The sequence below is a fragment of the Pirellulales bacterium genome (genome assembly GCA_036490175.1).
Classification (GTDB): domain Bacteria; phylum Planctomycetota; class Planctomycetia; order Pirellulales; family JACPPG01; genus JACPPG01.
On the sequence record DASXEJ010000040.1, the window covers coordinates 1 to 10,383 of the forward strand.

Annotated in this window: 10 protein-coding genes; 3 read left to right on the forward strand and 7 right to left on the reverse strand. The window is 61.1% G+C overall.

Annotated features, from left to right (window positions below; translation table 11 throughout):
* The 6 genes from pth to VGG64_03330 all read right to left on the reverse strand — a co-directional run.
* Positions 1–518: aminoacyl-tRNA hydrolase (pth, locus tag VGG64_03305; GenBank protein HEY1598600.1), on the reverse strand; the 518-nt coding region annotated here is incomplete at its 3' end.
* 88 nt (positions 519–606) lie between these two features.
* The gene (locus tag VGG64_03310; protein HEY1598601.1) at positions 607–1,236 is read right to left on the reverse strand and encodes a 50S ribosomal protein L25; all 630 of its coding nucleotides are present in this window, start codon (positions 1,234–1,236) and stop codon (positions 607–609) included.
* Between the two features lie 358 nt (positions 1,237–1,594).
* Positions 1,595–2,548, reverse strand: coding sequence for a ribose-phosphate pyrophosphokinase (locus VGG64_03315; protein ID HEY1598602.1), 954 nt, complete (start codon positions 2,546–2,548; stop codon positions 1,595–1,597).
* A gap of 99 nt (positions 2,549–2,647) precedes the next feature.
* Complete coding sequence (locus tag VGG64_03320; protein HEY1598603.1) at positions 2,648–3,397, reverse strand: NTP transferase domain-containing protein; 750 nt, start codon at positions 3,395–3,397, stop codon at positions 2,648–2,650.
* Between the two features lie 425 nt (positions 3,398–3,822).
* Positions 3,823–5,076: a PQQ-binding-like beta-propeller repeat protein gene (locus VGG64_03325; protein ID HEY1598604.1), complete on the reverse strand. Its 1,254-nt coding sequence runs from the start codon at positions 5,074–5,076 to the stop codon at positions 3,823–3,825.
* 165 nt (positions 5,077–5,241) lie between these two features.
* On the reverse strand, positions 5,242–6,648 hold the full coding sequence (locus VGG64_03330) for an amidohydrolase family protein (GenBank protein HEY1598605.1): 1,407 nt from the start codon (positions 6,646–6,648) through the stop codon (positions 5,242–5,244).
* A gap of 397 nt (positions 6,649–7,045) precedes the next feature.
* Between VGG64_03330 and VGG64_03335 the strand changes: the two genes are divergently transcribed.
* The gene (locus VGG64_03335) at positions 7,046–7,717 is read left to right on the forward strand and encodes a hypothetical protein (protein HEY1598606.1); all 672 of its coding nucleotides are present in this window, start codon (positions 7,046–7,048) and stop codon (positions 7,715–7,717) included.
* 37 nt (positions 7,718–7,754) lie between these two features.
* Here VGG64_03335 and VGG64_03340 read toward each other — a convergent pair whose 3' ends face one another.
* The gene (locus VGG64_03340; protein HEY1598607.1) at positions 7,755–8,342 is read right to left on the reverse strand and encodes a hypothetical protein; all 588 of its coding nucleotides are present in this window, start codon (positions 8,340–8,342) and stop codon (positions 7,755–7,757) included.
* 290 nt (positions 8,343–8,632) lie between these two features.
* Between VGG64_03340 and VGG64_03345 the strand changes: the two genes are divergently transcribed.
* Entirely contained in the window at positions 8,633–9,919 is a 1,287-nt protein-coding gene (locus VGG64_03345) for a Gfo/Idh/MocA family oxidoreductase (GenBank protein HEY1598608.1), read from the forward strand.
* Positions 9,920–10,031: 112 nt separating this feature from the next.
* The coding region (locus VGG64_03350) for a hypothetical protein (protein ID HEY1598609.1) at positions 10,032–10,383 on the forward strand (352 nt) is incomplete at its 3' end.

Consider the following 10,383-nt stretch of genomic DNA (forward strand, 5'->3'; position numbering starts at 1 on the left):
ACCCAGGTCTCGACGGCTTCGGCCGCCCGTACAATTACGTCTTCGATCATCGCCAGATCTTGCCGTGTAAATTTGCCCAGCACGTAGTCCGCAGGGTCCCACCCGGCAGGTGCCTCGCCGATGCCGACGCGTAGCCGGGACACAACCTCAGTACCCAAGACGCGCGTGACGTCGGCCAGCCCCTTTTGCCCCCCTGCGGATCCCTGCGCCCGAATTCGCAAGCTGCCCAGCGGCAGGTGCAAATCGTCGCAAACGACCAGCATTTCCTCGTTCGTGATCTTATAAAAGTCGCGGGCTGCCAGCACGCTGGTTCCGCTACGATTCATAAATGTATGCGGCCATAACAGCAGCGTACGCTCGCCATTGATCTTTACTTCGCTCGTCTCTCCCTGAAATGCACTCTTTGCCGGCGGGGCGCTACCGCGTCGGGCTAGCTCGGCCAGCACCATATAGCCTGCGTTGTGCCTGGTCCCTTCGTATTTGCGGCCAGGATTGCCCAGCCCTGCTACTAGTTTCATGCGCTACTGCGTTAAGAGACCCTCGCTCCGACAAGGACGTGACATTGCTCGAATGCGGCACTGCCTGCTGGCGACGACTCGGACGCAATTATTCCTCGGACGTTTCCTCTTCCTCGCCTGCCTTGCGGCCAATGATCTCGGGCTCGGCGCTGTCGCCTGCAACACCCTCGTCCGACTCCTCAACTGGCAGGGCACAGTGCACTACCACGGTGTCAGGATCGGTGATTAGCGTAACACCCTGTGGCAGTTCGATATTGCTGGCACGCAACGACTGATCCAGGCCCAGGCTACCGATCCGCAATTCCAGCTTCTCGGGAATGGCGATCGCCAGGCACTCGATCTCGATCGTGTGCTGCGAATGTTCGATGTGGCCCCCTTCTTTCACGCCTGGGCTCTCGCCACGCAGTACAACGGCCACCTCGATTTGCAGCCGCTCGTCAGCCGAAACGCGGGTGAAGTCGACGTGGAGCACCTCGTTGCCAAACGGGTCCCATTGCAGCTCGCGGATGAAGGCCTTTTCCTTGACGGCGCCGTCCAGGTCCACGACGCGGGCCCCATGTCGCAGGGCCGCCGCTAACTGATCGGCCGCAACCGATAAGCTGAGCGTTTGCTCGCCGTGACCGTACAGCACGACCGGCACATGTCCGCCGCCGCGTAGACGCCGCGATTCGCGCTTGCCTAGTCCCGCGCGCTTTTCAACTTTCAAAGCTTCCGACATTTCTTCCTCGTTAGTACGCCATCATCCTTCGATACGCCAGAATTCGATTCCGGCAGCCGCAGCCCAACGGACAGAAAACTCACCGCCAACGCGGGGGCTAACGATCGAGAGCCTCTCCCGGCGGGTTCCGCCACTGGCGCGAATCTCGCCATTTTGCCGGAAATTGGCCGGATTGCAACCCCGCCCAAACAATTGACGATCCCCATGGTAAAGTTGGCCCTGCGACGTTCTTAAGGGGGCCAGGCCGCCCTAATGCCGCGGCTACCGACGGCACTCGAACGCGCCAGCCAGCAAGGTCGCCCGCACAACCTTCGACAGGCGAAATCGCGGATCGGCACCCCCGAAAGAATTCCCGCGCCTACACAAACAGCCGACTTACCGATTCGTTGCGGTGGATCCGCTTGATTGCTTCGCCCAAAAGGGGCGCCACCGTCAGTACCGTAACCTTGTTGGGTGCCTTGTCGATCTTGTCGGCAGAGAGCGGAATGGTGTCGGTAATGACCAGGGCCTCGACGGGTGCCGCATGCAGTCGATCGATCGCCCCCCCACACAACACACCGTGCGTAGCGGCCACGTAGATTTTACGGGCCCCCGCGTCGTGCAGCTTTTGCGCGGCCCCGCAGATACTGCCCGCCGTGCTGATCATGTCGTCAAACATCAGCACGACTTTGCCCTCGACCGGCGCGCCAATAATATTCTCCTGGCGGGTGCGCTCGGCGCTACTGCGCCGCTTGTCGACAATGGCCAGGCGCCCGCCCAACCGCTTGGCATGCCCCAACGCCCGTTTGATGCTCCCTTCGTCCGGGCTAACGACGACCATGTCGTCCTCTTCGATGCCCATCTTCAAAAAGTAGTCGTTTAAAACCGGCGCGGCGTATAAGTGATCGACCGGAACGTCAAAAAACCCCTGAATCTGCGCGGCGTGCAAATCCATTGTCAACACGCGATCGGCACCGGCTCGGGTGATGATGTTCGCGACCAACTTGGCAGTGATGGGAACTCGACCTTCGTCCTTGCGATCCTGTCGGGCATAGCCGTAATAAGGCATGACCGCGGTGACGCGCTCGGCACTTGCGCGTTTGCAACTCTCGATCATGATCAAGAGTTCCATCAGGTTTTCGTTTACCGGCGGGCATGTCGGTTGCACCAGAAAGACGTCGCGTCCGCGCACATCCTCGTCGACCTTGCAGGAGATCTCCCCATCTGGGAAATTTCCCATCGAAATTGCGCCCATCGGCAGCCCCAGGTACTCGCAGATCCTCCGCGCAAGTGCGGGGTTGGCTCGGCCACTGAAAATCTTCAAGCCGTTCATCGCTGCAATACCCGTCTGGATACAATTCTCACGCCACCAAGCCACAACGGACTTGCCATCGCACCCTGCGATCCACCTGACAGAGAAACCGACGCTACGTCAACTCTTAAGGGCGCCGGTGCGCACGGCATCTTCCACGACGCGCAATTCGTCCATCGTGTTCACACCCAAGGCTTCGATGGGCTTTAGTACTGGCAACGCCAGCACGACTTTTCCCTCGCGCTGCATCAGGCCCGGGCAATCTGTGATGTAATACTCGCCTTGCGCGTTGTCGGGTCGCAATTCGTCGAGTGCCGCCAGCAGGGCCCGGCAGTCAAAGACGTAGCAGCTCATGTTCACTTCGGTGATCCGCCGCTGCTCCTCGGTGGCATCCTTCTCTTCGACGATGCCGACAAAATCACCGGCCGCATCGCGGACGATTCGCCCCAGCCCCGCCGGATTCTCTTTATGTATCGTGCCCATCACACATGCGGGGCGACGGAGTTCAAACGCGGCGAGCAGCTTTTCGAGCGACTCGGCCTGCAATAGCGGCGCGTCCCCTGTCACGACTGCCACCGGACCGTCGTGTTCGGCCAGCACCTGACGGCACATCATCACGGCATGACCGGTGCCGTTCTGCTGCTCCTGCAGTGCAAAGGTCAAATTGGTCCGATCGCGGAGGACTTTTTTCACGTCGTCGGCGCGATACCCCACCACCAGCACAACGCGGTCGAAACCGACCTGGGCCAGGGAATCGAGGACGTATTCGATCATCGGCCGGCCGCAGATTTCGATCAGTACCTTGGGCAACTCGCTTTTCATGCGAGTTCCCTTGCCTGCGGCCAAGACGACGGCAACTTTTTGGCTCATAAGTGAAGGGGACGACCGGGAATGGGGCAGAACCTCGCGGCACGGTAAGCAGCCCATCTTGGCATGAAATACGCTCGCTTGCCAGTGTCGAGGGAATGCTGAACGCCGGCGAAGCGATGTCCACAGCCGGGAGGCCGGCCAAATGCGGATCGCAGGCCGTCGGGACGTTAGGATTTCGGCGATCGAGCCATCTGCGACGATCGATGTAAGGTCCATCCCGTCGCCAATGCGCCCAGAAGACAAAACGTCAGCCCCATGAGGGTCACGACCAGCCCGGGACATTCCAGATGCGCAACCAAAATGGGAAAGGTGACGAGACCCGCACCGAATCCACACAGTGCTGCTGTCAGGCCCATGGTTCGCATCGCGGTCTGCTCCAGGATAATTGCCGAACCACCTGGAGGCCTTATTGTGGTCATCGGCTTCTACCGCGACTTCACATCGTAGCACCACAGCATGCCCAGGTCGCGAATATAAAGCCGGCCGTTAGCCACCACCGGATAGGCCCAGGCCTTGCCACGACCGCGATCGGGCTGATTGGGGAGTTTGAATCGCCCTTTTTCCTGATAGCCCTCGGCCGTCGCCACGACCAGCGCCACATCGTCCTCTTCGCTGTGCAGATACAAGCGGCCGTCGGCGAAGCAGACTGCGCTCGCTCCCACGCTGCGATCTAGCCACTTGGGCTCGCCGGTGGCGAAATCGGCACAAATCAGCCCTTGGGTTGTCGTGCCGAACAGTAGGCCGTCGACCTCGACGGCGCCGCCAATGCTCGTCGGCAATTTCTGTTCGAAATAAACCTGCTCGGCATCGACGGCGTTGCCGTTGGCCGTGAGTTTCACGAGGCCGCCGCCACTACGGCTCGCGGCACTGTAGATCAGGTTGCCATCGGCGACGGGCGTCGGAATGTTGGCCGGGCTTCCTTGCGCCGTCCGCTCGTATCGCCAGAGGAGCTTGCCAGTGGTGGCGTCGACTCCAACGAGTCCCTTTTGCAAAAACTGCACGTATTGCTTGACGTTTCCTACGTTGACCACGATCGCCGAGGCATAAGCCGCCTGATTTCCACCCTCGATCGCGGACTTCCAAATGCCCTCGCCCGTGCGCTTGTCGAGCGCAACGATTGTCGCTTCGGCCCCTCCGGGAGTGCAGACCAGAATATCGCCGTCGATCAAAGGGGATTCCGCGTAGGCCCACTGCCCGGGCTCTCCGGCAAAGTCCGTGCGAAGATTCTTCTGCCAGCGCACCTTGCCGCCGGACGCTTCGAGGCATGTCAGATCGCCATCCGAACCGAGCGCGTACAGCATTCCGCCGTCGACCGTGACCGTACTGCGCGAGCCAGGATATTGCGGTCCCTTGTTGGGGCCGACGTTGCCGATTCTCTGACGCCAGACTTCCTTGCCTTCTTTGGTGTCGAGCGCCTGCACGTATTCGTCTTCCATTCCCTTATTGCTGATCAGGTAGATCCGATCGCCGACAATGGCGGGCGTTGAATATCCTTCGCCGATGTCGATTGCTTGCCAGGCAAGCGATGGTCCCTCGGCCGGCCACTCTTGCAGCAGACCGGTTTCCTGCGAAATGCCGTCGCGATGCGGCCCACGCCATTGCGGCCAATCGGCGGCACGCGTCACAGAAGAAACCAGGACCAAGACCAAGATTGCCAGAACGCTGCCGTTGGGTTTCATCCTGCACCTTCCTTGTTATCGCCAGGGCTGAGATTGCGCCGTGCAAGTTCTTGGGCGCCGTAACTGTGCTGTCAGCGGACAACCGCGCGGCCCGAAAACGCGAATGCCTCTGGGCGTGCGGTTGCTTAGGAACATTCTACACGTTTTACGGCGGCGATCGCTGCGCTACTTGTTATCCGCAGCGCGCGAGGCCTCGCTACTCAAAACCGGCGGCTGCGACGCGTCCCCCTTGTTCGTCAATTCATCCTTGACGATCGCGCCATCCTTCATCACAAAGCCAACCCGCTCCAGAGAGCGAATGTCTGCCAGCGGATCGCCTGCCACGGCAATCAAATCGGCGTACAACCCCGGGGCAACGCGTCCCACGTCGGCCGAACGACCCAGCAACTCGGCGGCGGCGCTAGTGGCCGAGCGGATCGCCTCGGCCGGGGTTAGTCCGAACTTGACCATATAGAAAAACTGCTTCCCATTGTCGCCATGAGGATAAACGCCGGCGTCGGTGCCGAACGCCACTTTGACGCCAGCCTTGACCGCGCGGGCGAAGTTCTCGCGCTGCAATTGACCGATGGCCCGTTCCTTGTCGATCGACTCTTGTGGCAGCTTGAATTCGATTGCCTTGCCGAGCAGATAGTCGTCGTTATAGATGTCGGCCACCAGCCAGGTACCGTGCTTGAGCATCAGCTGAATCCCTTCGTCGTCGATCAGGCTGCCATGCTCGATCGAATCGACACCGGCGACCACGGCGTTCTTGATGCCCTGTGCGCCGTGCGCGTGTGCCGCGACTTTGCGCCCGGCGGCATGGGCCTCTTCGACGGCCGCGTGCAGTTCCTGCACAGTGAACTGCGGTGCGCCTGGAGAATCACCGCGGGACATGACTCCGCCCGAGGCATGGACCTTGATTAGATCGACGCCGTGCTTGATTTGCGCCCGCGTCACTTGTCGGACCTGATCGACGCCGTCGGCGATCTTGTAATCACGCTGCTCAGGAAACATCGCCACGCTAACCTGCGGCGCAAAGTGGTTCAGATCGCCGTGACCGCCGGTCATCGAGATACCTGGCCCGCTCGCCACCACGCGCGGCCCCACCAGAAATCCCTCGTTGATGGCGTCTCGCAAATCTACTGCCAAAAAGGGGCGTGATCCGACATCACGCACCGTCGTGAAGCCCGCATCCAAAGTCGTGCGGGCGTTGAGCACCGCGGCGAAAGCGCTGTGATTCGGCGTGTCCTTGAACTTGTTAATCTCGTCGAAACGATCGGCACGGCCACCAAGATGCGTGTGGCAATCGATCAGTCCCGGCAAGACCGTGGCATCGGACAAGTCGACGACGCGCGCACCGCCCGGAATCGAGATCGAGTCGGCCGATCCGACCTCTTTGATGCGGTGCCCGTCGACAACGACGACCATGTCGCGGCGGTAAGCGTCGCCAGCGCCGTCGAACAGCCGTCCGGCCTTGATATACGTAACGCCGTCTGCGGCGGCGCGGCCCGATAGAGCGTCGCCTGCCCACAGGTCGCGCGAGGGTGCCGTTAGGAAACTGATCAAGATGAGGGCATAAGTGAACCTGACCACGGCAGCTTGCTCCGGGACGTACGTGTTGTACCCCTGCGAGCCGCCCACAAGCAGAGGTCTCAGGTAAGGCGTCAACGGCCTCATTATAAACCCTACGATTCCGCAATCAGCGATGGATCGTGCAATGAGGGGAGGCCGATCGATCGGGTTGCCAAGCCATCGGGAGGACGTCGCGGATTGCGTTTGGAATCTGGCCGCGACTGATGCGCGGACCCCCCTAGTAGTTCGTCAGTAATACATACTATACAAATGTCAACTGCTGATTGGCATATGGCTGGGTGTGTTTGTTCAAAGTACGTTAGCGCTGTGCCCAGCCAGTTCGTATATGTCCTTTCAATGGCGGGTCTCTTTTCGAGTGCGCGGAAGCTTCCAGGGGCCATCTGGAACGAGAGATTCAATGCGCCAAATTGTCGTAATCGGTGCCGACGGTTTTGCGACCGAGATTATGGCCGCTGCGCGATCGTCCGGCATTGATATAGCTGGTATTTACGACGACGACCCTGCACTCTGGGGACAACGGATCGGTGGCGTGATCGTCAAGGGGCCGATCTCACGTGCCCCCTTGGTCGGGTTGCCCGCGGTATTGGCGTTCGACGATCCGGCACGTCGGCAGGCCGTGGCCGAACAGCTCAATCTAAGCATCTTGTGGGCACTGGTCACCCATCCCAAAGCGATTGTCGACGACTACGCCGACGTCGGCCCAGGGTGTGTGATCCTCGAGGGTGCCGTCTTACAGCCTGGATCGCGTTTGGGCGCTCACGTAGTCATCGGCTCCAAGGCTACGGTGGCCCACGATTGCTGCGTTGATTCGTTCGCCCAAATCCGTGCGGGTGTGCAATTGGCCGGCTTCGTGAACGTTGGACAGGGTGCGTGCTTGGAAGACAGCGCCGTCGTGATTCCCGCGGTGCACGTCGGATCGTGGAGCTACGTTGCGGCCGGCTCAGTGGTGATTCGCAACGTGGCAGAACACGCGCGCGTAGCTGGTGTTCCCGCCCGGCCACTGACCATTCCCACGGCGGCCGTCGCCGCCAGCGCGCCAATCGACTGCGCCAACTCTCTTCCCGGTTGAAAACGGCAAGCCGCGACGCGCGTGCCGATCGCGGCAATTACTTCACCGCCCAGTGTGCCGGGTTCCAGCGCCATGCTCCATCAGTGGCCGAATCCCACTCGCCGGGGACCCACACCGCTTGCGCGTTGCGCATTTCCGTGTAGTGGCCTGGCACCCAGGTCCAGGTTCCGCGCCACTCCCAACGACCGGGCGTCCAAACGACATTTTTCGGCGCCGCGGGTGGTGCTGGTTGGACTTCGGTGAGCGGCGCCGGGATCGCGACCTTTTGGGCGACCACGGCCCCTTGGTTTCCGGCGGCCCAATGCCCTGGCAGCCATTGGTATCTACCCCCAACGTGTTGCCAATATCCCGCTGCCCAATAGGCGCGGCGAAACGGCGGTGTCACCCATCGACCATTCGTCCATACCCAGGTGTCAGGCGTGCGCTCCCACGCCCCGGGAACCCAAATTGTCTGCGGTGAGGGTGCCACCGTAATCGTCTCTTGCCGCGGAGGCGGCGCCTCGACATAAGCCGGCGCGGTCGCCGCGGGGGCCGCAGGCGCCGGCTGGGCACAGACCCGATCGGTCACAAGCACCTCGACGGTCATCACGGCAACACTTAATGCGATTAGGGCCAGCGGTCGCATGGATCCTCCTGTCAGGTTGACGTGAATTTGGGTACCGGTGTGGATGGCTCGGACGGCCGTAATCTAGTGCGACGAAGCCCCATTTGTAAGTGTCGACAGCCAAGGCCAGGTGGAAGACCGTGCCAGCAGGGCCGACTTTGCCGCTCGCGCGGGAATGAAAATGTTCACGCCAGTCGCGGTCTTATGTAGAGGCGCGAACGACGCCGCGATATGCTATGTGCTGCGGGTGGCCCTGCCCCAAAGCAGATAAGGCGGGCGTTCAAGCGACTGACCTGATCAGGAGACCTCGGATGTCGAGAAATACAAGTAGAGTGCATCGCCGTCGTTTCTTGAAAACGGCTCTGTCGGCCGGCGCCGCGGCGGTGATGGCGCCACAGATCATTCCAAGTTCCGCCTTGGGCCGGGACGGCGCCGTGGCCCCCAGCGAACGAATCGTGGTCGGAGGAATCGGCATCGGCAACCGCGGCACCTATGACCTCGGCTGCTTCTTGGAACAAAAAGACGTGCAATTCGTGGCCGTCTGCGATGTGAAAGAGGCACGTCGCACCGCGGTCAAAAAAATGACCGATCAAAAATACGGCAACAACAACTGCGATACTTACCGCGATTTTCGCGAGCTGCTCGATCGCCGCGATATCGACTCGGTGTTGATCGCCACCGGGCCCAACTGGCACGCTACGGCTGCCATGTACGCCGCCCGGGCGGGCAAGGATATGTACTGCGAGAAGCCCTGCACGAAGAACATCGCGCAGAGCCTGATTCTGGCCGACACCATGCGTCGTACCGGGCGCGTTTTCCAGGCCGGTACGCAGCGGCGGAACCTGCCGCACTTCGCCTTTGCTTGCGAGTTGGCGCGGACCGGGAAGCTCGGCAAGCTCAAGACGATTTACGCCCATCCGGCCGGTATGACGGCGGTCTCGAGCGGCTGGCTGCCTGCCGAACAAGAGCCGGCTAAAGACGTCGTCGACTGGGATATGTACCTGGGACCAGCCGCTTGGCGTCCCTTCAATGCCAAGCTGCTCGACGGTTTCAATTTCGAAAAGGGGGGCGGTCTCGTCGGCGGCGGCGTACTGGAATGGGGCTCGCACTGCGTCGACCTGTGCCAGTGGGCCATCGGCGATAAGACGGTTCCCGTTGAATACAACCCGCCGAAGGATGGCCAGATCGTGGCCCGCTACGCCGACGGCGTAGAGTTGATCCTGCGCGAGAAAGGCTGGATTCCGCTGGGATCGTGCCCTGTGCGCTTCGAGGGAGAAAAAGGCTGGGTCGAGACAGGCGACAGCGGCAAGATGGTGTTGAGCTCGCCCGAGTTACTCGGCGGCCGCAAGGTGGCGGAAATCGACGGCTATCCGGCGACCTTCCACGTGCGCGATTTCCTCGATTGCGTCAAGTCGCGCAGCCTGCCGAAAGGCAACGCCGAGGCGGCTTGCTCCGCGCACATCGTTTGCCATGCCGCGAACATCGCGCTGGCGCTCAATCGCAAGGTGACTTACGATCCAGCCAAGCACGAATTCGTCAACGACGAGCAGGCCAATCGTTTGCGGTCGGAAGCCCTCCGCGAACCGTGGCGGCTGTAGAGCCCTGCCGCCGCTTTCGCGGCGGTTACTTGTGCTCGTGTCGTCGAACGTGTTTTGCCTCCGCGACAAATTTCCGGTCCAACACGCCCAAACCAATATCAGGATCGAAATCATGGATATGCTGCGACGAATTACATACGGCCTCGCGATAGTCGCGATGCTGCTTTCGCTAGCCGGGACATTGGCCAACGCGGCCGACGATCAAGCCTCGTCCGCGACCAAAGAAAAGGAACTGATCGAAACACTACGCACGGCCCCGCCCGCCGAGAAGGCGCTCGCGTGCAAGCAACTGGCGATTCATGGCAGCAAGAACTCCGTGCCTGAGCTAGCGAAGTTACTGGCCGACGAGCAACTGGCCTCTTGGGCGCGGATCGCACTGGAAGCGATTCCCGATCCGGCCGCCGATGAAGCGCTGCGCAATGCAATGGGCTCGCTCAAGGGCAAATTGCTGGTGGGCACGATCA